21 protein-coding genes are annotated in these 25042 nt (G+C 51.5%); 6 read left to right on the top strand and 15 right to left on the bottom strand.

Annotated features, from left to right (window positions below):
• Nucleotides 1-3: 3 nt before the first annotated feature.
• Nucleotides 4-297, bottom strand: coding sequence for an acylphosphatase (locus HPY86_07285; GenBank protein NPV14718.1), 294 nt, complete (start codon nucleotides 295-297; stop codon nucleotides 4-6).
• A 139-nt stretch (nucleotides 298-436) separates the two neighbouring features.
• Here HPY86_07285 and HPY86_07290 point away from each other — a divergent pair, with 139 nt between their 5' ends.
• The 5 genes from HPY86_07290 to HPY86_07310 all read left to right on the top strand — a co-directional run bounded on the left by HPY86_07290 (nucleotide 437) and on the right by HPY86_07310 (nucleotide 6986).
• The gene (locus HPY86_07290) at nucleotides 437-1195 is read left to right on the top strand and encodes a hypothetical protein (protein ID NPV14719.1); all 759 of its coding nucleotides are present in this window, start codon (nucleotides 437-439) and stop codon (nucleotides 1193-1195) included.
• Between the two features lie 148 nt (nucleotides 1196-1343).
• On the top strand, nucleotides 1344-1580 hold the full coding sequence (locus HPY86_07295; protein NPV14720.1) for a hypothetical protein: 237 nt from the start codon (nucleotides 1344-1346) through the stop codon (nucleotides 1578-1580).
• A gap of 442 nt (nucleotides 1581-2022) precedes the next feature.
• Nucleotides 2023-2628, top strand: coding sequence for a hypothetical protein (locus tag HPY86_07300; GenBank protein NPV14721.1), 606 nt, complete (start codon nucleotides 2023-2025; stop codon nucleotides 2626-2628).
• Nucleotide 2629: 1 nt separating this feature from the next.
• Complete coding sequence (locus HPY86_07305) at nucleotides 2630-3265, top strand: hypothetical protein (GenBank protein ID NPV14722.1); 636 nt, start codon at nucleotides 2630-2632, stop codon at nucleotides 3263-3265.
• Between the two features lie 211 nt (nucleotides 3266-3476).
• On the top strand, nucleotides 3477-6986 hold the full coding sequence (locus HPY86_07310) for a T9SS type A sorting domain-containing protein (GenBank protein ID NPV14723.1): 3510 nt from the start codon (nucleotides 3477-3479) through the stop codon (nucleotides 6984-6986).
• A 77-nt stretch (nucleotides 6987-7063) separates the two neighbouring features.
• Here HPY86_07310 and HPY86_07315 read toward each other — a convergent pair whose 3' ends face one another.
• From HPY86_07315 to HPY86_07325, 3 genes are all read right to left on the bottom strand, one after another.
• The gene (locus HPY86_07315; protein NPV14724.1) at nucleotides 7064-7276 is read right to left on the bottom strand and encodes a hypothetical protein; all 213 of its coding nucleotides are present in this window, start codon (nucleotides 7274-7276) and stop codon (nucleotides 7064-7066) included.
• A 4-nt stretch (nucleotides 7277-7280) separates the two neighbouring features.
• A complete protein-coding gene (locus tag HPY86_07320) occupies nucleotides 7281-7478 on the bottom strand; it encodes a hypothetical protein (GenBank protein NPV14725.1) in 198 nt (65 codons plus the stop codon).
• Nucleotides 7479-7745: 267 nt separating this feature from the next.
• Nucleotides 7746-10433 (bottom strand): sigma 54-interacting transcriptional regulator, encoded by a 2688-nt coding sequence (locus HPY86_07325; protein ID NPV14726.1) that lies wholly within the window; start codon nucleotides 10431-10433, stop codon nucleotides 7746-7748.
• Between the two features lie 154 nt (nucleotides 10434-10587).
• Here HPY86_07325 and HPY86_07330 point away from each other — a divergent pair, with 154 nt between their 5' ends.
• Entirely contained in the window at nucleotides 10588-10836 is a 249-nt protein-coding gene (locus HPY86_07330; GenBank protein NPV14727.1) for a hypothetical protein, read from the top strand.
• Nucleotides 10837-10859: 23 nt separating this feature from the next.
• On the opposite strand, the gene fabG is transcribed toward HPY86_07330, so the two are convergent.
• From fabG to HPY86_07385, 11 genes are all read right to left on the bottom strand, one after another.
• Complete coding sequence (gene fabG / locus HPY86_07335) at nucleotides 10860-11600, bottom strand: 3-oxoacyl-[acyl-carrier-protein] reductase (GenBank protein NPV14728.1); 741 nt, start codon at nucleotides 11598-11600, stop codon at nucleotides 10860-10862.
• 15 nt (nucleotides 11601-11615) lie between these two features.
• Nucleotides 11616-13268 (bottom strand): M6 family metalloprotease domain-containing protein, encoded by a 1653-nt coding sequence (locus tag HPY86_07340; protein ID NPV14729.1) that lies wholly within the window; start codon nucleotides 13266-13268, stop codon nucleotides 11616-11618.
• An 11-nt stretch (nucleotides 13269-13279) separates the two neighbouring features.
• On the bottom strand, nucleotides 13280-13633 hold the full coding sequence (locus HPY86_07345; GenBank protein NPV14730.1) for a polymer-forming cytoskeletal protein: 354 nt from the start codon (nucleotides 13631-13633) through the stop codon (nucleotides 13280-13282).
• A gap of 274 nt (nucleotides 13634-13907) precedes the next feature.
• Nucleotides 13908-15488, bottom strand: a complete 1581-nt coding sequence (locus HPY86_07350) for a hypothetical protein (protein NPV14731.1) — start codon at nucleotides 15486-15488, stop codon at nucleotides 13908-13910.
• 176 nt (nucleotides 15489-15664) lie between these two features.
• Nucleotides 15665-16831, bottom strand: a complete 1167-nt coding sequence (locus HPY86_07355; protein NPV14732.1) for a class I SAM-dependent rRNA methyltransferase — start codon at nucleotides 16829-16831, stop codon at nucleotides 15665-15667.
• The gene (locus HPY86_07360) at nucleotides 16821-18461 is read right to left on the bottom strand and encodes a hypothetical protein (protein NPV14733.1); all 1641 of its coding nucleotides are present in this window, start codon (nucleotides 18459-18461) and stop codon (nucleotides 16821-16823) included. Before HPY86_07360 ends, HPY86_07355 begins: the two co-directional genes overlap by 11 nt.
• Before the next feature lie 8 nt (nucleotides 18462-18469).
• A complete protein-coding gene (locus HPY86_07365; protein ID NPV14734.1) occupies nucleotides 18470-20002 on the bottom strand; it encodes a bifunctional metallophosphatase/5'-nucleotidase in 1533 nt (510 codons plus the stop codon).
• The gene (locus tag HPY86_07370) at nucleotides 19992-21113 is read right to left on the bottom strand and encodes a hypothetical protein (protein NPV14735.1); all 1122 of its coding nucleotides are present in this window, start codon (nucleotides 21111-21113) and stop codon (nucleotides 19992-19994) included. Before HPY86_07370 ends, HPY86_07365 begins: the two co-directional genes overlap by 11 nt.
• A gap of 13 nt (nucleotides 21114-21126) precedes the next feature.
• Nucleotides 21127-23502, bottom strand: coding sequence for a hypothetical protein (locus HPY86_07375; GenBank protein ID NPV14736.1), 2376 nt, complete (start codon nucleotides 23500-23502; stop codon nucleotides 21127-21129).
• 5 nt (nucleotides 23503-23507) lie between these two features.
• On the bottom strand, nucleotides 23508-24329 hold the full coding sequence (locus HPY86_07380; GenBank protein NPV14737.1) for a hypothetical protein: 822 nt from the start codon (nucleotides 24327-24329) through the stop codon (nucleotides 23508-23510).
• A 135-nt stretch (nucleotides 24330-24464) separates the two neighbouring features.
• Nucleotides 24465-24866, bottom strand: coding sequence for a hypothetical protein (locus tag HPY86_07385; protein ID NPV14738.1), 402 nt, complete (start codon nucleotides 24864-24866; stop codon nucleotides 24465-24467).
• Nucleotides 24867-25042: the final 176 nt, after the last annotated feature.

Here is a 25042-nt window from a genome sequence, read left to right on the forward strand (position 1 = left end):
ACCCTACCGGTAATCTATCTGAAAGTCGTCGTACTCGTGCTGATACTCGCCCCAGTCAACCTGGACATTCTCAACCACTGCGCCCGGTGGACCAACCTTCAACCGCTCAATCAGTTTCTCCAGCCGGTCCCGCTCCCCTTCGGCAAAAACCTCAACCCTGCCATCCGGCAGGTTTCGCACCCGGCCCGTAAGTCCAAGCGCCTTTGCCTCCTTTACGGTGAACATCCGGAAAAAAACGCCCTGCACCCGGCCCGAAATAAATGCAAAGATACTGGCTTTACTCCCTTTTTCATTCATAACTCAAGATAAAGCGAGAAAGCGCCCCTGTCAAGAATAGTCGCTCACGGAACGCCGTTATCTCAGACCAATCTCTGCGAAAAAACTTGACATCAACTATCTAATAAGGCACTATAACATAAATAACAAAGGAGGCAATGTGAGGAAGTTCTTTTTTACCATCATCCTTATCCCTGCCCTGCTCTTTGCGCGGGGAACAAGCGGCGGTATGGGGACCTTTGGTCCATCGCTCGCTTTGATTGACTTCACCGATGTCAACCGCTCACTCCGCGACGCCGGTTTCGAGGAACTTTCCTCCCGGCACTGGATGTTTGGCGGCGGTGGTTATTTAATTGCCAATCGCACGATGATTGGCGGTGCCGGCTGGGGCGGCACTCAGACATCGGTATCCGAATCTTTGAATGTCGTCTGCCGGGTTGACTACGGCGGTGGCGAGTTCCGTGCCGGTTATATCGTTCTTGACACCCGGTATCTGCTCATCACGCCCGGAATCGGAATTGGCGGCGGCGGCTACACTATCAACCTTGAACCGTACAACCAGACCATACCCAGTTTTGACACCCTGCTGCGCAACCCGGGCAGAACTTCAACCATCACCTTTTCCGGTTTCTGCCTCAACCCGCAACTCGCCATCACCATTCCCATCTCCTTTATCGGTATTGACATCCGCGGTGGCTACAACCTTGGACCATTCACCTCAAAATGGGCATTTGCCGACCGCGGTGTTCTGAGCCGTGGACCCGAGATGAGTAAAGGTACACCCTGGGTCAGCCTGAATGTGCTCTTTGGTGGCTTCAACCGGGAAAAAACAAGAACAATCAAAGGAAAGATTGAGTTCAAGGAAGGTGAAGAAGAAAAAGAGCCGGAAAAGGAGCAGGAACCGCAACAAGAGGAGTAGAAAGAGAAACATCTGTTTCTGACCGAGCGTCATCGTCGGTGTTAACAACACTACATTTCTGACTTTCGATTTCTTTTATCATAGCCATCCCTGCCTTTTCATTGCGAGCCGTTCTTCACGGTCATTTTAAGCAATTCCTTCCCTGTCATTGCGAGCCGAAGGCAAAGCAATCCCATTTATTAACATCTTTGCAACACCAATTGGTAGTTTGATACAAACGAAGTCAGGATTAGAACAGGATGGTCCTTACCTGACCGCAGTGAAGGTATTCACCCTTTCTGACCTGACGACATTGCCGGGAACAGACCGGGAGATAGAATTCAGGACTGAACCAAAGAGCGGTGCGAAGATTATCAGGTTAGTTGGTAATAAAAGTGCGGATTAGACGGTTTCAGTTAGAACCCTGTTGATTATCAATAAGATAGCACCAAAGGGTGCGAGTCCGGCTTATGCGCTATCAGGCTTCCGCACAATCACGCAATGTGCGATGAAAGGGGTGTATAAGACTATCCCAGGAATTACCCCCGGACTGTTGGGGGTACGGTTTTTTGTCACTTTTCCTTATCTTTTCGTATATAAATATAGGGTGAGGAGACACACAAGATGAGGCGCCTTGACAGAACAGTTTTTTTGTTGTATATTTTTATAGAGTAAAACTGCGATGACGAGCTTACTCTACTCTACTCGTCCTATCTTGTGATTTCCAGTTTTACAACAAGTCCGGGGAGGTAATTGGTGGCAGGGTGCGCCTCCGGTCCAGAATTGGGCTGGAGGTTCAAATCAATTAATGCGGCAATTAGGGATAAACAAAGAAAGGAGGTTGAAAAATGAGAAACTTTAAAGCCGCATTAGCAATAGTTGCGCTCTGCCTTTGTGTGAGTGCGATAAAAAATCCCGCAGCAGGGGATAATAATCCTACTAAAACTGACACTTTTTATTTTATTCGCACAGACTCGGCAGTTATTGAATTGATAGCACCAGCCTATCCGCCGACGCAAGCACCTTCCTTGGACCCCGAATGGAAGCCGGTTACTATTGACCAACTCCACTCAATGGGAATAATGTCGCCGAGTGAAAATGAGATGATAGCAAAGCAACAGGGGCACTATCAGGAGGCTGAAAGTGATGGTGGAACCAAGGAATCGCGATGGTTTGTAGTGGGTACGGGTTCAGGGGGTCTTAAATGGATTCAATCTGGTGCAGGTTCTGCCCGCCCCTGGTATCTTCCTGGATTAGTTTATGCAAAGACCGAACTTTACAAGGACGGGCAGTATCTCGGTTCAGCTACGATACAGATCGACCCCTGGTGGTCGGTAAAAATACAAACCTGGCGATACAAATGGACAGATGGCTCAACTCACTTCTTTGAAAATAGAACTACCCATTACTATGGACGGGACTGGATTTATGGCTATCTTTCGATAACATGGTGATATGAAGAGCCTTTTAATACCTCTGTTCGTAATCTTTGTGGTCACTGGTACTTCTATTTCATCTGCTGAACCTGCAGAATATCTCGGTGTTGGAATTACCAAGAGTGGCGTTACAGTCTTTACAACAATAGCCGATTCTCAAGGCGAGGTTCTGAGAATTACCCACAAGGACGCTTACATCGGTCCGGGTGTCGAGTTTCTTTATCAGCCATTAAACTGGCTGTATTTCCGGATTATGTTAGGCGAACTCCAATTCTTTACTGCCGGTGGTGGTGCGTTTGCCATTGCGGCGCAACCTGGAGTTGATATCCTTGTTGAGCCCCAGCCGCGCTGGCGATTGGCACCTTATCTTCTGGGTGGCATCTCCTTTACCGGTTACTTGGGAACGCAGGGAACACCTGACCCAAGGTTCAACGAATTTATGACGATAACACCGGTTTATGATATGTACAGCGGTCTTGGTCTTCGGTATAAACTCAACAAGCGGCTTAACATTTTCCTTGAGGCGCGCATTTTAAATTGGTTCACGATTTTCACCTATATGCCTGCCCGTAATGTACCACAGGAGGAAATGATTTCTGGCATTGGATTGGTGGCGGCGCGAATCGGTGTCCGCTACAACCTGCGCGGAAAGTAGCAAAAAGGGAAACATTAAATAAAGGGGCGGCTCTAATAGCCGCCCTTTTGGTTGGGTTCAACCTCCTCGACCATTCTCGCTATCAGCACTTCGTAAAGGCTGACACAGTATAATAATATTCTGATAAAGATTCCAGGTCCCACCCGAATAATTTTGTTGCCCGGGGTAATAATTTTTCTAAAATAGTATGTTAACCTAATCAGGAGGACAATTGAAAAGGACTGTCGTTTTGCTGTTTGCTCTTTTTGTGGTGCTCTTTGCCGGCACCGTGAGCCAGACCGTTGACATCAGCCCAGACCGGCTCGCTTTACACCGGTACGTTGGGTATGATGTTGTCAATTTAGCAAGCGGTTTTTTCATCCCCAATCCGGGCAAACCGCTTCTGCCTTACACATCTTTAACCCTGCTCATACCGGCTGATGCCCGTGTCAGCGCCGTTTCTGCACAGCCGGTTGTCAGCGAAGAAATTCCCGGTAATTACACCATCGTTCCTGCCCAGCCACCGGTTCCCATCTCCGCTCAAACTACGGCCACATTTGTCGCACCGGACCCTGAGATTTACAGTTCAAACAACCCATTTCCCGACAGGACACTTTTTTCCTATTCAACCGGTAGCGCTGCCGGGTTCAAACTGGTGAATGTCATCCTCTGCCCGTTTGAGTACCACCCGGCATCTAAAAAACTGTATCTGCACACCCGAATTCGGGTTGTCGTTAACTACGAAGAGAACGCCTCCACCCCAATAGCCCTGACTTTTTCGCAGCGCGACCGCATCAACCAGAGTTTGCGTCCGCTGATTTCAAACCCCGAAGACCTGAACCGTTTTGCTCCGCCCCTCAAAGAGACCGACCAACCCGCGGTGGACTATCTGATAATCACCAGCGCCGAACTTGCCCCGCTGTTTCAGCCTTACATACAGTACAAAACAAGCCGCGGTTTAAAAACCGAACTGCGAACGGTTGAATGGGTGGTAAATAACTATCCGGGCCGGGATTTAGCCGAAAAAATTCGCAACCTGATAATTGATTACTTTCACTCACGGGGCATCTCTTATGTTCTCCTCGCCGGTGACAATCCGCAGGTGCCGTGCCGGCACATTGAGGTCAGCGTGGGAAATGAACACGGTTCAATACCAACCGACCTTTACTATGGCGACATTGACTACTCCTGGGACTCCAATCACAACAATCGCTTCGGCGAAATGGAAGATTCAGTTGACCTTTATGCGGATGTATTCGTAGGTCGGGCATCGGTTGATAGCCGGCAACAGGTTGAGAACTTCATTAACAAAGTCCAGACTTTTGAAAACAACCCTATCCCCGATTATATAAAGCGCAGCCTTCTACCCTCAGGCTGGCTCTGGCGCTCCCTTAACTATCACGGAAAGTTTGTCAATGACTCCATCGCCGAAATAACACCGCCGGACTGGACCGACCGTAAAATGGAGAACCCGCCCAGTGCGCTCGTTGTCGCCGACTCGTTTGACCACGGATTTCTGATTTTTGACCCGGCAGGACACGGCAACGAATCCGGTGTTTACGACGAAAACGGTAGTGCCATCTACACCACCAGTGTTGCCAGCCGCCAGCAAAACGACCGCCGCTTTTCCATTATCACCTCTCTTGCCTGCAATCCCGGCAACTTTGAAGCCGAAGACTGCCTTGCCGAAGTTGCCCTGAACTGTCAGGAAGGCGGCGCCATCGCTGTGATGATGAACTCCCGTTACGGCTGGGGCACACCGCCGGTGATGGGTCCGTCCGAAAAACTGTGCGTCCGGTTTTATGACTTTCTTTTCAACTATGCCCAATATCAAACCGGACCCTGTCACAACCGCTCCCGCGAGGAGTATGCGGCAGCGGCAATTTACGACCCACTCTGGCGCTGGTGTATGACCGAATTCAACCTGCTTGGCGACCCAACAATTGACATCTGGACCGCACCGCCCCTGAATCTATCTTTAACAGCCCCGGATACAATTCAGACCGGTTCCCAAACCCTCACTGTTACGGTCCGGGAAGGAAGTAATCCGGTTTCAGACGCAACGGTTACCGCATATAAAGATGGCACCATACTTGCTACCGGTACCACAAACAGTAGCGGGGTCGTAAATTTAGCCATTCATCCCACAACCATCGGACAACTCTTAATCACCGCCTGGCGGCACAACAACCTGCCCGACTCAAAAACCATCCCGATAGTACCCGGCGATTTGGAACCGTCGTTCACCTATCAGCGATATGAAATTGACGACCAGGGACAACCTCATGAAAATGCCGTGCTCGAACCCGGCGAAACCGTACACCTGAAAATCGTTCTCAGTAACATCGGTTTGGCTGCGGCGACCAACACCAATTTGACCCTGCGCACCTTAAACCCTAACATCTCCATTCTTGACTCCACCGCCGCAATCGGCACCGTTCCTGCTGGTGAATCTGTCCACACTGAAAGCCTGACCATCACTGCCGCACCTGCTACCATTCCCGGCTCTTCAGCAGAAATGCTTGCCTTGATTCGGTCCGACCAGGGCGAGTCCGAGCTCTGGTTCTCAGTTGAACTGGGCTACGCAGGCAGAACCATCGCTGAAATTGACACGGGCGTTTGTGCCCTGACAATCACCGCCCGGGGAACATTCGGCTATGACCCGGAAACAGACCGCAAGGGCAGGGGGTTCCGATATCCAGAATCGGACACCAGCCGCTTGAACATCGCCAGTTTTGCGCTCGGCAACTCCGGCGACTACCTTGTTGACCGATTCTACAACCAGACACACAACGGTTTTGACCGGGACTGGCACCTGCAGGAGAGTCTACGCCTTACGCTCCCCATCTGGAGTAGCAATGAGGCGTTATTCAGCAGTTTCAGCGACCAGGGGCACCCGAACCGTCGCGGGCTTGTTGTTGACCAGCGGGCACTGGGTTTTAGCAACAGTGAACTGGCAAATTCCATCGCTCTGGTATACGACATCTGGAATACCTCTTCTGATACGGTAAACAACCTTTATGCCGGTATTCTTGCCGATTTTGATGTCCTGCCTACCGACCGGTTGCACGATATTGCCTTCACCCTGCCCGAACAGAATGCCGCCCTGATGCGCAATGTCAACACACCATTTCCCTGTGTGGGAGTTAAACTGCTTTATCCGCGTAACCCGGCAAATCTAACCTGTATTGACCACAGCCGTTATGTTTACCCCGACTCCGGAATGACCGATGATATGAAGTTTCGCGCCCTTTTTGGAAATCTCGGCGTTCAATCGAGCGACCGTCCCTATAACTGGTCGCTTGCGGTCGCCACCGGTCCATTTAACATTCCGCCCAACAATGGCAGACAGCGGCTCGCCTTTGCCTTTATTGCTGCGGACGACTCCCTGAACTTCTTATCATCCTGTACCGCAGTTCAGAACTGGTTTGACACCGGTGTCGGAGTTGATGGGGACGCAAAAAACTCCGCTCCACCTTTTTCTTTAAACCTCTCGCTCCGACCGAACCCGATTACCAATCGGGCTCTAATCTCCTATTCCCTGCCTCATACCTCACCGGTGCGTATTTCGGTAATTGACATCACCGGAAGAAAAATCTCCACCCTCTTTTGTTGCGAAAATCAGTCAGCAGGAACTCACCAATTTCCCTGGCAACCGCGAAACTTAGTTCCCGGTGTTTACTTCTTAAAACTACAAACCAACGATTCGAGTATCACCGAAAGGTGCTTGATTCTTAGATAACCGGTCGACGAGTATTCTATAAAACTACTGGCAGCCCGTGCCCGGGCTGCCAGTGTTGTTTGGCGCGGTCTGGCTCATCAGGACTTAGCGTCCTGCCCCAAAACGCTCCCCCTTCCAATTTTGTTTGAATCTATTTCCAATCCTGTGGGCGTCCCGTAAAAACAGTTCGGCATTACATTCAATCTACCAATCTGGTTCACAAACAGGGCGGTAAGACACAAACCAATTCCTATTCCCATCTCCAGCCACCAGCGCATCTTCAAATTTTTGACCGGCATCTTCACCTCCATCTGTTTACAGACGCTCCTGAACCAGCAACCGCTCGGTGGTGCGAATTCGCTCTTGATAGTTCTCAACCGCCTCTTTCGGGCTCACCGGCATCGTAAACGTTCCCACTTCAAGATTCTTCAGCCGCAGCACAAAGAGCCCGGCAACCAGCACCACACAAACCATCAAAAACATCGCTACCTTCTCTACTCCTTTACCAAACATATTTCCTCCTTTTTTCTGCTTGTTTCACTAACCTTATCTGCTTCTTCATACGCTTTATTAAAAAGCACCAACCGTGCCACCAAACTAAAAATTGTTATAAGTATCATAATATCAATATATTATCGCATACAACAACTCCATTTTTCTTAATATGGTGTCTACAAGAATGAGACAATAGGACTTTATCTAAAAGGGTGAAAGGGACGGAGTGATTTTATAACTTATTGAAAATATGTATAATAATACTGTCTACAATGATGAGACAGTCTACTTTTGCGGTGAGATGTTGTGTTTCTTTAAAAGCCGATAAAATTGTGCCCGGCTATAGCCAGCGATTTTTGCCGCCCTGGTGACATTCCCTCCAGCCTGCTCAAGGCAACGAACGAGCGTTTCTCTCTCCACCTCTGCTGCGGCTTGTTCCTGTGCCCTGCGCCGGCTGATGCGTAAATTAACGGTTTCCGCCTGGGGTATCTCTTCAATTAACTTTTGAAACTGCACCGGCAGGTCCGACACAGTTATCTCATCGCCCCGGGCAAGCAGAACACAGCGCTGGATTACATGTTGCAACTCTCTGATGTTGCCGGGCCAGTGATAGGCGAGAAAGCACCGCAACACCCCTTCGGTAACACCTTTGACCTGCCGATTTGTCTCCTGATTTGCCCGGGCGATAAAGTATCGTATTAGTTCGCCAATGTCTTCCTTTCTTTCCCGGAGCGGCGGCAGAAAAATCTCAACCCCATTAAGGCGGTAATACAGGTCCTCCCGAAATTTCCCTTCCTTAATTAGCAATTCAAGGTTCTGATTGGTCGCTGCCACCACCCGCACATCAACCTTTATTGGTTTTGCGCCACCAATCCGCTCAAACTCCTTCTCCTGAAGAACCCGCAGCAGTTTTGCCTGCAAACCCGGACTCATATCGCCAATCTCGTCCAAGAAAACGGTTCCACCATTGGCAAGTTCAAACTTTCCCTTTCTTGCCACGACACCGGTTGCCGCACCCTTTTCCACACCGAAGAACTCCGCTTCTAAAAGCGTCTCAGGTACAGCGGCACAATTAATCGGAATAAACGGTTTGTCGCATCGCGGCCCTGAGAGGTGCAGCGCTCGCGCCACGAGTTCTTTACCAGTTCCACTCTCACCCCGAATCAAAACCGGTACCGAAGAATGGGCACTCCGCGCCACAATCTCAAGATTTTTCCGCATCACCGGCGAATTTCCAATCACGCCCGAAAAACACAAGCCCGGAATTTCCTCCTCTTCAGGCTCAACAGAGATACCGGAACTTTTAAGCCGTTGAACCGCCGGCATAATCAGCGCGGCAATAGTATTCAAAACCAGTGGATTACAACGCCGAATCGCCTTAGACTCGAACTCCAGATAGATACCGCCGAAGAAAGAATCCCCGGCAGCAACCGGAAACCAGACAATTGACCCCTCGCTCACCTGTTTTTTGCCATTTGCCGCCGCCCTTCGCACATCGTCTAAATCGACCTGACCAAAAACGAATATGGGCTCGTTATCGCTCAAAAACGACCCTCCTCGACAACCCCAGGCTTCACACATCCTCTTGAAGGTTTCGGTTAAAAAATTTGCCGGCTCAAGCCCCATCGTTGATAGCCCGGACACAGCGGAAAGTACCGCCATATCGCGGTCGACATTCAGGTCCAGTTCGAAAAGAGTTCGGTTAATCTCATCCGCCTCGGCAACCACCCCGAGATTTCTGAACACCTGAGCAGCTTTTTTCAGTAAAGCCACCCCCTGTTCCTGCTGACCCTGCTTCAAGAGAAAACGACCGTATTGGAATTGCACCCGGGCATATTCGTAACTGTTTTGCGCTCCTCGCAGTAACTCCAGTGCCTTTTCAAAACAGGCGATTGCCGCCGCCTCCATACCCATCTCAATTTCGAGTAAAGCCCGAACCCGTAACGCCTCAGCCTCCTCTTTGTTCGCCTGCAACTCCCTTGCCATCTCTATCGCCCGGGCACACAGGCCTGCACATCGCTCCATTTCCCCTCGTGCCAGTTCCAGTTCTGCCATTCGCCAGTAAATTTCCGTAATTCCAAGCCGGTCCTGGGCACGCTCACAAAGCGTAAGCGCCTCCTGATAAGCGGCGCTTGCCGCGGCTAAGTTGTGCTGGCGAAACTCCGCTTCACCGAGATTGATTAACCCCTCCTGTAATATCTCTTCAAGCCCTTCCCGACCCGCCTTGACCACCTGGCTGAACAGTTCTACCGCCCGGGCCAGACGGTTTTTCTTTAATGCTAACTCCCCAAGGACATTAACCGCATTCCAGCGGACATAATCGTACCCGCGTCTCTCCGCAAGCGCAATCGTGCGATAGAGATTTTCTGCCCCCTCCTCCCAGTTACCCAATTCAATCAAAACCCAACCAAGATTGTAGTAATTTACTGCCCGGACTGAGTCATCGCACTGGTCCGAGAGCATTTCACCACAACTTTGGTAATACTTCAGCGCCTCTTCAAACCGTCCCTGAAAACCGGCAAGGTTGCCCATTTGATTTAATGCGGCATAAACACCTTCTTCGTAACCATCTTTCTCCCAGATTTTCAGTGCCTGCTGGGTACATTGCAACGCCTCCTCATATTGACCCGACTTTTCGTATAGCGTCCCAAGCAGATAAAATCCGCTTCCCTGAAGCCGTTCGTGCCCCAGCTCTTTTGCCCATTTAAGAGTTTCGCTGGCATAATGCCGGCTCATTTCCACATCACCTAACAACCGGCACACTTCAGCCAGCCGCAAACTGACTCGCGCCACCTGTTCCATTGCCCCAATATCCCGGCTGATTTTCAACGCCTCCTCGAGCAGTGGTTTCGCCTCCATCGGCGCACTGATACGCAACTCATCTCCCAGCGCAATTAAACAGTTAAGTCGCTCTTTATCGTCCTGCGCTTCTTTTAATTGCTTCTTCAGGGTCTGGATGTTATCCTTTGGCATCGCTTAACTCTCTTTTTCAGCATAAACACCCAACAATTTCTGTCAAGCACGGCATCATTTGACTTCACCGCAAAATAAACTAACCTAATTCAGGCGAAGCGGTTATTAAACCACCGCTATTTCAGGAGGTAAGAGCAAAGGAAAGGAGTTAAAAATGGCACGACCAACCTGCCCTCAGTGCGGTAATGACAACACCTGGGCTCATTATGAGCATCAGGTCAGTTCTGTGGGACCTGGTGTCTCAAAAGCCCATGTCTGGGAACGGGAAGCCGAAGTCCTGCCCGATGGCAGGCCAATATCAATGCCCTGTCCAGGCTGTACCGACGGCATCCAGTACCCACCGCTTTACTTCTATTGCCAGGCGTGTAATCACATCTGGTCACCAAACTCCGGGATAGGATGATTGATTAAGCCCAACAGGATGGACTACATCAGCATCCCACCATCAACCCGAATAACCTGACCGGTGATGTAACCCGCCTCTTCTGAGGCAAGGAACAGGCACACCGCGGCAACATCCTGCGGTGTGCCTGCCCGTTTCAACGGGATTACCTCGAGGTACCGTGCTTTTGTTGCTTCGTCCAGCTTTTCGGTCATTGCGGTTGCAATAAACCCCGGAGCAATCGCATTCACCGTGATATTCCTTGCTGCCAGCTCCTTGGCGATTGACTTCGTAAATCCAATCAAACCTGCCTTTGCCGCGGCATAGTTCGCCTGCCCGGCATTGCCCATCTGTCCGATAACCGAACTGATATTGATGATTCTACCCCATCGTGCCTTCATCATCGCCCGACAGCCGGCTTTGGTCCAGTTGAACGCCCCTTTCAGATTCACCGCTATCACCCGGTCAAAATCCTCCTCACTCATCCGCAAAAGCAGATTGTCTCTGGTAATACCGGCGTTATTAACTAAAATGTGCAAGCCGTTAAATGTCCGCTCAATCTCTTCACAGGTTTTAACCGCCTGATTGAAATCAGCCACATCAACCTGAAAGGCTGCCGCCTGAACGCCCTGTTCCTTGAGTTCGCCCGCTACCCGCTCTGCCGCATCTAAAAACAGGTCGCACACCGCAACCTGGGCACCCGCTTTACCTAATTCCAGAGCAATCGCCCGGCCGATACCTGAACCGGCACCGGTTACAACCGCCACCTTACCATTTAACTCCACTTTCACTTAAACCTCCTATCTGATAACCGTTAATCTTCCAATACCCTCTTCCTTTACCCCTTCATCTTCAAGTTCCACAACATAAAAGTACATCCCGCTTGTCACCGGCTGCCCTCGGGCATTCTTTAAATCCCAGTAGGCAGCACGATGGCTTCGGTTAATCTCGGTCTCTTTGTTAAGAACCCGAACCGGCTCGCCCGCAATATTGTAAATCTTAACCTTAAATGGCGGATATCTGTTTGCCAGTCGGGCGCTATCGGTTGGTGTGTAAACAATCGTTGCCTGACTGTTACCCTTCGGTGGAATCACCGGATTGGGAAAAGAGTAAACCCTTCCTAAAAACAGAGGTGCGATTCGCAACAGCGCGGTCATCGTTTCTCCGGATGGTGATATTTTTTCAATCACCACCCCGCTCTGCACCCCGTCATAAAATGCGGTTGAAGGGGTCGTAAAGTTTCTGACCCCGGTGTCGCTCGCCTTCCACAACTGCGCATCACCACCTCGGTCATCTGGTCCCATAGCAAAACTGGGTGAGCGGTCCGCGCGCAGAATTCCGACCAAAGGGTGCTGTTCGTTATCGTTATTGGGCTGTGACTCGTCAATATGCAAAATCAACAGTCCACTGCCAGGCAAACCCTGGTCAAAACCGATGCGCTGCCGGTTCTCCACCAGAAAGTACTCGCCACTACCAGAACCTCCCCAGCTCCAATCCACCCCACCGGGATTGTTCAAAATCCGAAAACAGCAAGCCTGCTGCCCCGCCGCAACAATTGAGGCAAACAGCGAATCGGTTCCGCCCACTTCGACCGAATCCGGTCTTACCCAGCCCAGAAGATACTTTCCCCAGGAGCAGATGTGAACCGGTGAACTGCCATAGGGTTCAGACTCACCTGCCCTTGCCCAGCCGCCCCCAGCCATCAAACAGAAAATCCCCAGACCAGAACTGGAATAGTCTGTGTCATAAAGGTCCGGTAAGCCAAGAATGTGCCCGAACTCATGACAGAAAACCCCGATAGTTATCAATGAACCATCCTGAAACCGCTCGGGCTGCACCGAAAAGACATCAACCTGCACCCCATCCTGAGTCTGTACCGGACCGGGCGAACCAAAAACCGGGTCAGACATCTGCCACTTGTGCGACCAGATGTCCTGGCGCGAACCGGTCTCCTCAGCACCCGGACCGGCATGGATTAACATCAATCCATCAACAAACCCGTCGTTGTCGCCATCGTATCGGGAAAAGTCAACCTGATTGTCAACCGCAAGCACCGCATCCCGCACCAGACCCTGACTGTTATTCGGAAAAGAGCCGTAGATGCCAAATGAGTCTCCAAGATAATATGAGTAGGGATTACTCAAACGGACCCAATCAACAACCTCACCGGTAACCGTCAACCCGCCATAACTCACCTCAAGAAAGTAGTCCCGCATTGAACGACTGCCTGTACCAAACAAAAGCTGTTTAAACTCTGCCTGACTGTGTTGATGGGGCTTATCGCTGAAATCGACCAAAACAACAAGAAACCGGCGGGGCTCATCGGTTAGCGGTTTGACCTTTTCCGGTTTTTCCATCCGACCGGGAAATTTAAGCAGAACGGTATTTCCCGGCATCGGCGGCATCGCTACTAAGCCGCCGACCAACAGCACTCCCAGCAGCAAAAACCGCATCCGTTACCGATTTAACTCTCGGACTCGACTCTCACCATTGAGCAACTGCCCTCAAAAACACAGCCGGGCTGAATCACCAGTTCTCGACAGGTAATATTACCGAAGACCTGGGCGCCACTCTGCAACTCCACCCGCTCACCGGCAAAGATATTTCCTTCCACCCTGCCGGCGATAACCGCACTCTGGCAGTGAACCTCGCCCTTGAAGAACGAACGGGGACCGGTAAGAAACGTGTCGGCAACATCAACCCGGCCCTCAATCTGACCATCCAGCCGCAGCCCGCCGCCAACCCGAAAATCACCCTTGACCGTTGTTTCACCACCGACAATCGTGTCCAGTTTCCATACCGGCTTTTCTTTTAACATCAAGTCAGTATAACTTCTTGGAGGAACTTGTCAATCGGATGTCCGGATGGGCTACAAAACCGCTCCTCACGCCCGCCTTCGGTCTATCTTTATGACCCCGAAATAGGAAAAAATTAACGATGAAAATTGACCGGTATGTGTTAGGTAACGGATTTGCGGACAGTTAGAAAAAATTCACCCGGCGCACCAGGGGTATTCCCCGGAACTGTTACGGGGATTACCCTTAACCCAACCTTTTTACCCATCTTTCCTTTAATAAACCTTGCCCAGTACATCACCTCTCGTGTATCGCCTTACTGTTTTCCAGTTCAATCCTCATCGTATCAACTGCGGCGCGCAGTCGTTTATTCTCTTCATAAAGGGCTTGAATTGCCGCAATCAGGACACCATCCATATCCGCCAGGTTGATCGCACTGGCAGTATCACCATAACCCAATGTGGCATAAAACTCCTGCGCCCTGGGCCCAATATGCCTTACCTTTTTATCCGAACCCGGGAAAGAGTACTCTTCCACCCGCAGCGTGGCAATGCGCTCCAGCACAGCCTGGTTGTTTACCGTGCTACGAGCCACGCTCATTTTATCATCCGAAATTGAAGACCATGAGTTCGAACCTGGTGCCAGATATACACCGGTGCTCATTGTTCGGTCACTAAAAAACCAGACGCCGCCGCTTGCTCGCGCTCGCCACTGATTCGGTCCGGTACTGCATACGGTGTCCATATCTAGTCCCACAGTATCGCTCCATACGAAACAACCGCTGTGATTCGCCCGCGCACTGTAACCGGCTGCCAAACTCGCTGTGCCCCCGGCAAAATTCATGACACCGCCCGGAACCGCGGCAAAGGACCCAGATGCAACACTACTGTGACTTCCTGTAACCATCGCACAGTAACCGCTTGCGATATTCCCGCTGCCACCGGCAACTGTCGCGTAACCGCCACTGGCAATATTGTCCACCCCTCCAATAACCGAAGCACAGTAACCGCTCGCCACTGCATACTTCCCGCCCGCGACCGTTGCATTGGTACCACTCGCTATATTATGCCTCCCGCCACCAACCGTCGACCGCGAGCCGGTTGCTTCATTACCCGAACCACCCGCCACGGTGGCATAACTTCCCGTCGCAATGTTACCCCCACCGCCACCGACTGTGGCGCATAAATCACTCGCCCTATTGGCAAACCCTCCGCTCACAGTACAATAACCGTAGTTAGCACCTGGAGTGCCAGTTGTACAGGCAACCCCGAGATTCGTATGGGAATAGCGAATGTCCCCGTAAAGCATATTATCGGACCCGCCGCGACTGATACCAAGTTGATGTACGGTATAAAGGACGCTGTCCGGAGTTCCACGCATCCAGGTCTTTTCTTCGTTTCCGACCGTCATCAACGCATAGTTGGCGGTATCCGCCTTAAAGGCATAAGCGCTGCTCACAATACGCTGGCGCGGCGTCAGTTCGGGGTTTGCACCAATTTGCATCCCGAGATACAGGACCCCACTGTTAGGAATCGTTGTTATCGGATTAACCGCACCTAATAAAACCGAAAACAGCCCATTCCTAACCGCGACGGTCTGCGTTTCATTCCAGCACGGAGTGCCACCACTTTCCTGTGCGTACAGACGAAAGGTTAAAGAGTAGTCACTGTCGGGCACAGGTATCCCGAGACTATCGGTAATTTTCCCCTGATAACTTAGGAGCCGTGGGATGGTGAAGGCATCCCCTGAAATCTCGCTCTGTGCGTTGGTTTCCGCCCTAAAAATCGCTTGATTACCCGCCCCAACCGTCTCATTTTCAACCGCACCCAGCAACTGATTCAGTATCAACAAAATTACCAAAGACAGACCATTTTTCACATTGCCTCCTATTATAGGATACTCCTGCCTTTACGAATAAAATTGCAAAGTGCAACCTGTAAAAATTATTACCCCCTGATGGTTCATCTCTTTCATCATTCTCAGTATGCCCATCCTACAGTTTTGCCGGATTTGACCTGTTGCCCGCCTTCGTACCTTAACATCTTCCCGATATCTTAATCCACCTGAACAATCAGGCAGCGCAAATACTCCGACTCCGGCATCTGGGGCAAAACCGGATGGTCTGGACCCTGCTGCGAACGGTCAAGAATCACAAATGTCCTGTTCAACTCCTGGGCTGCTGCGGCAACCACATCCAGCAGGTCCTGCCAGAAAAGGTAATGGGAGCAGGAGGACGAGACCAGAATGCCACCCGGCGTCAACAGTTTCATTGCCAGGCGGTTTAATTTCAGGTAACCGGTAATACCGTTCTTTTTCTGCTTCTGCGCCTTGATGAACGCGGGCGGGTCCAGGTTTATCAATTCAAACCGCTCACCTTTCCGCAGTAAATCGCGCATAAATTCGAACGCATCCGCCACGACAAATTCACACCTCTCCGCCACGCCATTGAGCCGGGCATTGCGCTCGGCAAGAGCACAAGCCTCCTGAGAAATGTCAACCGCCTTGACCTCTTTGGCACCACCCCACGCCGCATTAATGGCAAATGAACCGGTATAACAGAACACATCCAGCACCCGGCGGTTTTTTGCCAGTTTCCGCACCTTGAGCCGGGTCAGACGATGGTCAAAGAAGTAACCGGTTTTCTGCCCGGCCGCGATGTTGACATAAAACCGCAAACCATTTTCCGAGATAATCAAATCGGGTTGCGGCGTGCCATATAGCAAACGCTCGCGGCGCTCCAGCCCTTCCGGCTCACGCAGTTTGATATCGTCCTTTTCGAAAATTGCCGTCACATCAAACAGGTCAAGGAGCACCTTTGTCACCATATCCAATCGGTTGTCAAAACCGGCGGCATAAACCTGAACTGCAAAGTGCGTACCGTACTTGTCAATCACGAGCCCCGGTACCCAGTCACTTTCGCCAAACACCAGACGGAAGTCGTTCTCCTCGGGAAGTTTCCTCTTGCGTAGCTGATATGCCCGCTCCAGCCGGCGCTGTAAAAGGTTTTCATCCAGCTCCTCATCCCGGGTTGAGTAAAGCCGAACCGCAATCAGAGAACGGGGATTATACATCCCGCAGCCAATGAACTTACCCCGGTCAAAAACCTTTACCAAATCACCCATCCCCGGATTCCCATCAACATGGGTAATCTCATTGGAAAATATCCAGAGATGGTCGGCGCGATTGCGCTTTCTCGCGGCGTAGACCGTTTTAATGGGCACTTTGCGGTTCAGAATGACAGGCAACTACCGCTAACTGTCCAAGGTCATCAACGGTGTAGAGCACCCGATAAGGCACACCGGGCGTTATCTGGCAGTCGCACCGCCCGGGCAAAAGCACGAGCTCAGGATTGGTTTCCGGAACAAGCCCCTTTTCACTCCAGACAAATGTTGTCGGTTCCGAAACGAACATCGGCTGCGGGTTGCCTTCGCCAAAAGGTGCCAGTTTTACCACATCCCGCTCAAATTTACTCAGGGGCAGAAAACCATCGGCAACCAGCATCGACTCCCGAACAATCTTCGGGGCAAAATTGGTGTGGGCAAACCGCTCTGCCGCCCGGATGAACTCAGCGACATTCTCCTCCTTGATGGAAAATCCTGCCGCCTTCTTGTGCCCGCCATAGTCGATAAAGTAGTTACGCAGCGCCCGCAACAACTCCATTAAATCAACACCCTCCATCCCGCGACATTCACCAACCCAGGCATCACCTCTGCAGCCAATAACAATTGCCGGCACACCGTACCTTTCCCGTAACCGGGCAGCACTGAACCCTAACGCCCGCAAAGAAAGTCCCGGGTGTTGCACAAACAGTATCCCGTCGCCAAGCCGCACATTTTCACTTGCCAGGGCAAATGTTTTCTCCGCCTCCTCGCGCCACGCCTGACTGCGCGCCACCAGTTCCTTAACCCACGCTTCAGCAACCGCCGGGTCCTGGTCAAGGAAATGTCTTACCCCTTCGCCCCCATTCGCCGATGCAAACAGGGGCAAAAGTTCAGCAAGAAATCCGCTCACCGTAAAACCCTGCGGCGGAAAGTTTATCGACTTGAGCACCGCTCGCACCGCCGGAATGTTTGTTTTCTCCAGCTGGCGCAACCCCAGGGTTACGAGCACCCGATTCTCACCGGTAAGTGGTGCCCGGTCCGCAATTGTCCCGAGCGTTGTCAACACCAGCGCATCCCGATAGACCGAAAAGAACTCTTCAGACGAAAAACCCAGTCTCTCCTGCACCAGACCCAGCGCCAGCTTCAGCGCCACGCCAACCCCGGTCAGATTCGGATACGGGTAATCGGAATCCGGACGCTTCGGGTCAACCGCTGCAACCGCACCGGGCATCGGGTCAATTACCTCATGATGGTCGGTAACCACCACATCAACCCCGCGCGCCTTCAATGCGGCAACATCCTGATAGTTTGTTATCCCGCAATCTACCGTAATTATCAACCGGACATCGCTCGCCTCGGCACTCTCAACAAACCGATAGTCAAGCCCGTGTTTGTCTCTGCCTTTTACCGGGATGTAATACCTTGCCTTTGCCTGAAGCCCGTTCAAGACCTGATAGAGCACAACTGTCGCGGTTATCCCATCAAGGTCGTCATGGCCCCAGATAAGAACCGGCTCCCTCTTTTCTATCGCCTGAAAAATCCGGTCCCGTGCCAGTTCAAAATCGGGCAAAAGTTCAGGAGGGTGGAGATGGGAAAAATTCGGATTGAGCCACTCCTCAGCACCGGTTCGGTCTTTTACGCCCCGCAACACGAGCAAACGAGCCAAAGGCTCTGAAACCCCAAGTTCCTGGACAAGCGCCTTAACCCGCTCCTCATCAACCGGCTTAATGGACCAGACCGCGCTACTCATCACCGCGCTCAATGGTCGATCAACACAATTCGGCCCTCAACCTGGGCGTCAACCGGCGAATGGCGCCGAATGTAATCGGCAATAACATCGCGCAGCGGCAGATAACTGTCCTCAATATCCTGACCCTCAGCAAAAACCCGATAATCACCGCTGCCTGCGGCAAGATACGAGTTGGTTGCCACAGTGTAAACCCGATTACTATCCAGAGGTTCTCCATTAACCAGCACCGAGACCACCCGTTCGCCAATCGGTTTCTTCTTTGTGTAGCGCATCTTTATCCCGGAAACCTGAAATATCGCATGGTGCCCGTTCACCGAAACCTCAAGCATCTCTTTCACCTGCTTTCCGGTCCACTTGCCCGTGACAACAGTATTGCCAAAAACATCAACCTGATAGATGTGCCGATAGGTAACCGGACCGGCGGGAATATTTGCCCTGATGCCCGCGGAGTTGTGGATTGCGATATCGGTATTGAACCGCTCGCGCATCGCATCGGTAATCAGATTGCCTGCTGGCGTTTCAATAAACCCACCCCGGGTCAACTCCCGCTTACAATATCCTAAAACCTCGTCAAACCCCTTTTCTGCAACCGCCCGCACCGAGTCAAGATGCCGGGCGTAATTTAAATCCCGGGGAATCTCATCGCCTAACAGGTCAATCAGTTTCCCCTGATAACCAACAATCTGTCGGGTTTTAAGGTCAAAACTGATGTCCAGCACCCCGACCGTACTCAACTTTGAATACGCCTGCTGGATAATCGTGTGATTCTTTGGACTCTCGTAAGGCGGTTCCACCCCGGTGTGGCTATGCGCGCCGATGATGATGTCAACACCCGGGACTGAATCGGCAAACCGCTGGTCATGGGTATAGCCGATGTGATTCAGGGCAACCACAATATCCGCGCCCTGCTCCCGCAACCGTTTCACCTCCTCCCGGGCAACATCGTAATAGGGCAAAACCGTCAGGTTGCCAATCAAAGAGTCGTTGACCGTTCCGGAGAGGTACTTGGTCAAAACGCCCATAAGGCCAATCTTCACCCCACCCCGCTCAAAAATCGCGCTGCGCACAAGAAAACCGGGTGCGGTATCGGTTCCACTAACGCGCACATTCGTCGCAACCCAGGGGATACGCGAACTGTCAACCAGCTCTCTTAGAACCCACCAGCCCATATCAAAGTCGTGGTTCCCGGGTGCAACCGCATCGTAGCCTGCCCGCCGGAAAAAGTCCACCACCGCCTGACCCCGGGTAAAGTCGCCCACCGGTGTGCCCTTGAATATATCACCGCCATCTACGAGCAAAAACCCATACCCGTGCTGCATTGCCGAATCCCGCAACTCTCGAATTATCGTCAGCGCGCCACTGGCATTGGCAAGGGGTGGTGGAAAATTTCTGTCCAGCCAGTACGCCTCACCGGGTAAAAGCGCACCATGAATGTCGTTTGTGTGGACAATAAATATGTGCTGAACCTGGCTGAATCCAGAGGCAACTAAAATTAAAAAAATCCCTGTCCAAGGCAAAACAGCGCGCCGCTTAAAACTCATACTCCACACCGGTTCGCAAATTGAACCTCGCCTCGTACGCCCGAAAATCCGCATCCTCATTCTCTAAGGCAAAATCGCTGGCATCGAGCGCCTCCCGGTTCAAATTACCGTCAAGGTTAATCCGGTATCTGCCCGCATTAAAGCCCAGTCCGAACAACGCCTCAACCCGATGCACCGCTGGGTCGGTGCATAGCGGATTCAAACCAAACCCGTAACGCAGCCGGACCGAATTCAGCATAATGTGCTCAACCGTTGTCTGAACATAAATCACATTGTGTAAACCGCTGTCGACTTCTGCCCACGCTTCGGTGCCGACAATTAGTTTCACCCGGGACGGCAGTTGCGCTGGCGCCTGATAGTGCAACGCAATCTGCCCTCTCCAGGGATAGCCTTTAAGGCTAAAACTGTCCGGACTGTTGAACCGCAACCGGCTGTGATAACTCAACCCAATTTTGAACCGCGCCAGCGGCGCTACGGTTAAGCCAGCGTTCCAGCCCGGACTCCTCAATCCGTTTTTGATGACAAAACCATAGGTGTCAGGCTCCTGGACCATCTGAAAATTGAGTTCCCGTTCACCCCAGGCATAGCAAAATCCCGCACCGAGCGCGATAAACTTTACCGGTCTAACCGCCGCCGCAATATTACCCGAGTAGAGAAACCCGCGCTGCTCCAGTCGGTCTTCACCAATTTTAACATAAAACTCGTCCCGGTACTCCTTCAGATAGGTGTAATGGAAGTCGCGCACCGGTGCCACTCCCGCACCGAACGCAAACCGCTGAAACGGATAAACAACCGAAACTGGACCCGGCACCCAGTTGAAACCAATGTTGTCCGCAATCACCGCCTCACCAATCGTATTCTCAAACTGGTCGTACACATAGCGCACCCGCTGCTCTGACACACACCTCAAACCCCAGTTGACATTGAGCCGGCGGTAGTTAGAAAATTCACCCACCCCTGCTAAATCTGCCGGATTCTGGAAAACTTCCTCAGGAACCGGGTTTAACCATTCACCAAAATAGTCCCGCACTGGAATTGAGGGTGCGGCAAAACCGACCAGCACCATTGCCGAAACCGCAACGAAAAACCAGCGCCAACGATTTATTTTCATCAATCTTCACCCCCTACCATAAAAAGTCTAACTGCAAACTGACACTGAACCGGCTTTCCCGGCTGACAAAATCGGAAACCGGCGTGCCGTCGCCATAATGAACTCCCTCATTGTTCGCAAGTCCGGTATGAGGAAAGTCGCTGATTTTGTGCCGGAACTTCAGATAAAAGAGCAGGTGTTCAGAAATCTGGTCGGTCAGAGCCAGATACCACTTAAACCCCTGCCCATCAACAAACTCAATGGTATTGTCCTCAAACAGCCACTCCGACATTCCAGCACTGCGCCAGGTCGCAACGCCCAGTTCCCCGCTGAAACTGGAAGAGAAGTTGTGCTCCCACTGCACCGCAATAAAGTCGCCATTGATACTCGCCTCATCGTTGTACTCCAGACTCGGCGTTAGCACCGTTCGACCCGAACGCACCTCGGTTGTCAGATAGTCCCAGTTGGAAAGCGCAAGCATCGCCCGCAGGGTTGACTCCAGGGAAAGTGAATGGGTTGGCACCGCCTGTTTCGGATTTTCCCGTAACTGGACCTTCTGCTTAAACCGCAGCCGCACGCCGAAAACCGGCCGATACTCCACCTCGGCTTGAAACCGGCAGTTGTCACTACCCCAGGCAAGGTTGCGCCAGAGGTCAAGATAAGCCCGGGTAATGGTTACCGCGCGCGAAATCTGATACCGGGTCTCAACCATCACACCCTCTTCCGCCTTGGGCATCGGAAAGTCCTGCAAAGCGGCAAAAGCCGGGTCAATTAACCGATAAGGCTTCTCCAGTGTTGTATTTTCAAACCGCAACTCCTCGCAATAACCGCGATTGTAATGATTGACATAGTTCACATCGTAACGACGGTAAAGGACATTGACATAAAGATAGTCGTACTGGGTGCGCGCCTTAATTAAATAAGCGTTGCCCCCGCGCTGTTGTTGGGCAAACTCGCCCTCAAGGGAGAAGTTTTCAATCGCGGTTCGGAAGTCGGCGCCATAAAACAGCCTTGTTCTGCCCGTATCCAGCCGCAGGTAATTGGGGTCATCAAGTATTTCCGCATCACCGGGCAGGTCAAGGAATCGTGCCGCAGGCTGAAAATTTCTGCTCATCCGGCTGGACAGAACCGATGTACCGATTCTTGTTCCAACTGGCAAAAAGCCCAATCCCGATAAATCGAACCTGAAACTACCACCGGTGCTCGTTTCCTGCAAAGCGTCCTTAAAAGTGGAGTAGCGCGGATTGGAAACAATGAACCAGTTCACGGTACTATCCGGATTGACAATCGCATCCCGGTTTGCCCGGGAGAAAAACCCCAGAAACCCGGCTCTGCCCAGACGAACATTGCCCGCAACGCCCCGCATACCAAAACCCCGATTTTCATTCAAATCACCAAAAAGCCCTTCGGTTCGACTGGCAACCCGGGGTAAAAGTTCGGAATTGTTGTCAAGCAAAATCCCCTGACCCAGTGCCAGCCGGTAATCACCAACCATCAACCTTTCCAGGGGTCCTAACCCATCAACCGTCAGATAACCCTTCACATCACTTATCGCTTTGGGCTCATAAAAGTTCTGTCCCAGCCAACCCGCCAGACGCAACTTCTCCCCCAGGCGTAACCGCAACCGGTGGCTTGCTGTCGCCTCATTTCTCATTTGATAACGATAGGAACTTTCCACATTGAGTTGCTGCCGGAAAAACTCCATCTCCTCATCAGTATATCCCGCCTGCCGGAATACTGCCGTATCAGTGGCAAGTGTTTTAAGCGCTGCGGCAAAGTCGCCGGGTTCAACAATCCCATCCAGACCCGGGTCGGTCGCAAACTTTATCCGGTAGTTACCACCCCATCGGTCACGCGGCGCACGGTCAGTAAAACTTACATAATTACGCATCCCCCGATAACCATAAGTTGACAACCCATCAACCCTGCTGGCAAGGTCGCGCCGGCTCTCAATCTTACCGCCCCCTTTTAAATACTTAACAACCGCCACCGCATCTAAGAGCGACACATTCTCCAGCCGCAACAGGTCGTCAACCGTTGCCCGATTGATGTTCAACGGGTCAACCAAAAGGTCCTGCCAGTCTTCAACAACCGCTTTACTCGGACCATCCTCACTTGCCAGTCGGCGCTGAATGCGCAGCAGGTTCTCCTCCTGACGCTCTTCCCAGTCGCGCCGGCTGATGTAAATTAAAGGTTTCAACTCCTTCAATTTCTCGGGTGTGATGCCGGGTATCTGCAAAAGGTCATAAATGCTGTTCAATCGCCCGTACAACTGGAGATACTCATAAATCTTTTGCGCCGTAATTGAATCCACCGGTAACTGCCGGATTTCGTCAAGGCGGGCGTTGTTGATGTCCAGTTGCCGGTCGGGCGTAAAAGAAGCAATCAGGACAATGAAAACCCAGACCATCAGTGCTAAAATTTCACCAGCACCCCGAAGTTGTGCGTCAAGGGTAAAACCGGATGGGTCTTGAGCGCATAATCAACCCGGACCCGCTCCACGCCACTGCCCAGACCGAAAGAAAAACTAACCGGCTCAGTACTGGCGCCGGCGCGCAGCGTCAGATATTGGGGGATAATTTCAAACTCCTGACCTAAGGCAATCCTGGTCCGTATACCCGGCTCTTTGGAAAACCCGATGGTTGAATGAATCCCTGGGGTCGGTGAAAAACCCAGTCCAAACGCCAGAACCCGGGGAAGTTCCGACTCGCCAATCTTGGGTAAATTTATATTGTGGACACAAAAACCCGCGCTCCAGAACCGGTGCACCCGGGCAAACATCCCCAGATCCAGACCTGCAGTCCAGCCCTGACCGTAATCCTTTTGATACAGGTTGTAACCGTTGAGCCCGTAACCAAAAAAGATTCCTTCTGCCAGTTCAAAACCGTGCGCCAGTTTTATTGACCGCTGTGATTGCAGGGAAAAACCGGTCTCCTGAACCCGAAAACCAAAAGTTCCTAACCGTTTAATGGGTATGCCAATGCCGGCGTAAACCGTGTGCAAACCAACATCAACCCCGCTGTAAAGCAACTTATAAAACCCCTGAAACTGCCGTTCCTTCACCTGCGCCAGACCCGCGGGATTAAAATCGATCGCACTGATGTCATCAGCCAGCGCCCAGAAAGCACCCCCCATACCTTCGGCACGCACCCCAGAACCATCATCTTCAAAAATCGCATACCCCGAAGAAAAAAGAACAACCCAAACCAAGACCAGCGTCGCAACATTTGCCTTCATTAAAATTCATTCTATACCGCCTGATTTTTGAGTCAAGTTAAAGTTCTGAAGATATTATTTGAGGACGCATCGGGCTGATTAAAGAATATCGCGTTAGCCTTGGCGCTGCGCTAAAAAAGTTAAGGTACCTCTTTGCTACTTTCCGCGCAGGTTGTAGCGAACACCAATCCGCGCCGGCACAGGCCCGATGCCTGAAATAGTCAGCGCTTGTGGTGCATTTCGGGCAGGGATGTAGGTGAAAACAGTGAACGCATTTAATATGTGCGCCTCAAGAAAAATTTTAAGCCGCTTGTTGAGTTTATACCGAAGACCAAAACCGCTGTACATATCGTAAACCGGAGTTATCTTCATAAATTCGTTGAACCTTGGGTCAGGTGTTCCCTGCGTTCCCCAGTAACCGGTAAAGGAGATGCCACCCAGAAGATAAGGTGCGAATCGCCAGCGCGGCTGGGGCTCAACAAAGATATCAACCCCAGGTTGCGCCGCAATGGCAAAAGCACCACCACCGGCAGTAAAGAATTGGAGTTCGCCTAACATAATCCGGAAATACAGCCAGTTTAATGGCTGATAAAGAAACTCGACATCCGGACCGATGTAATCGTCCTTGTGGGTAATTCTCAGAACCTCGCCTTGATAATCGGAAATTGTTGTAAAGATTCTTACGCCGCTCTTGGTAATTCCGGCACCGAGATATTCTGCATGTTCAGCAGATG

The organism is candidate division WOR-3 bacterium, assembly GCA_013177935.1.
Taxonomy (GTDB): Bacteria; Hydrothermota; Tepidihabitantia; order Tepidihabitantales; family Tepidihabitantaceae; genus Tepidihabitans.

Coding starts and splice junctions, on each gene's coding strand:
- HPY86_07285 (NPV14718.1), bottom strand. CDS start 297: ATGAATGAAAAAGGGAGTAAAGCCAGTATCTTTGCATTTATTTCGGGC.
- HPY86_07300 (NPV14721.1), top strand. CDS start 2,023: ATGAGAAACTTTAAAGCCGCATTAGCAATAGTTGCGCTCTGCCTTTGT.
- HPY86_07305 (NPV14722.1), top strand. CDS start 2,630: ATGAAGAGCCTTTTAATACCTCTGTTCGTAATCTTTGTGGTCACTGGT.
- HPY86_07315 (NPV14724.1), bottom strand. CDS start 7,276: ATGGAGGTGAAGATGCCGGTCAAAAATTTGAAGATGCGCTGGTGGCTG.
- HPY86_07320 (NPV14725.1), bottom strand. CDS start 7,478: ATGTTTGGTAAAGGAGTAGAGAAGGTAGCGATGTTTTTGATGGTTTGT.
- HPY86_07325 (NPV14726.1), bottom strand. CDS start 10,433: ATGCCAAAGGATAACATCCAGACCCTGAAGAAGCAATTAAAAGAAGCG.
- HPY86_07330 (NPV14727.1), top strand. CDS start 10,588: ATGGCACGACCAACCTGCCCTCAGTGCGGTAATGACAACACCTGGGCT.
- HPY86_07340 (NPV14729.1), bottom strand. CDS start 13,268: ATGCGGTTTTTGCTGCTGGGAGTGCTGTTGGTCGGCGGCTTAGTAGCG.
- HPY86_07345 (NPV14730.1), bottom strand. CDS start 13,633: ATGTTAAAAGAAAAGCCGGTATGGAAACTGGACACGATTGTCGGTGGT.
- HPY86_07360 (NPV14733.1), bottom strand. CDS start 18,461: ATGAGTAGCGCGGTCTGGTCCATTAAGCCGGTTGATGAGGAGCGGGTT.
- HPY86_07365 (NPV14734.1), bottom strand. CDS start 20,002: ATGAGTTTTAAGCGGCGCGCTGTTTTGCCTTGGACAGGGATTTTTTTA.
- HPY86_07370 (NPV14735.1), bottom strand. CDS start 21,113: ATGAAAATAAATCGTTGGCGCTGGTTTTTCGTTGCGGTTTCGGCAATG.
- HPY86_07375 (NPV14736.1), bottom strand. CDS start 23,502: ATGGTCTGGGTTTTCATTGTCCTGATTGCTTCTTTTACGCCCGACCGG.
- HPY86_07380 (NPV14737.1), bottom strand. CDS start 24,329: ATGAAGGCAAATGTTGCGACGCTGGTCTTGGTTTGGGTTGTTCTTTTT.
- HPY86_07385 (NPV14738.1), bottom strand. CDS start 24,866: ATGTTAGGCGAACTCCAATTCTTTACTGCCGGTGGTGGTGCTTTTGCC.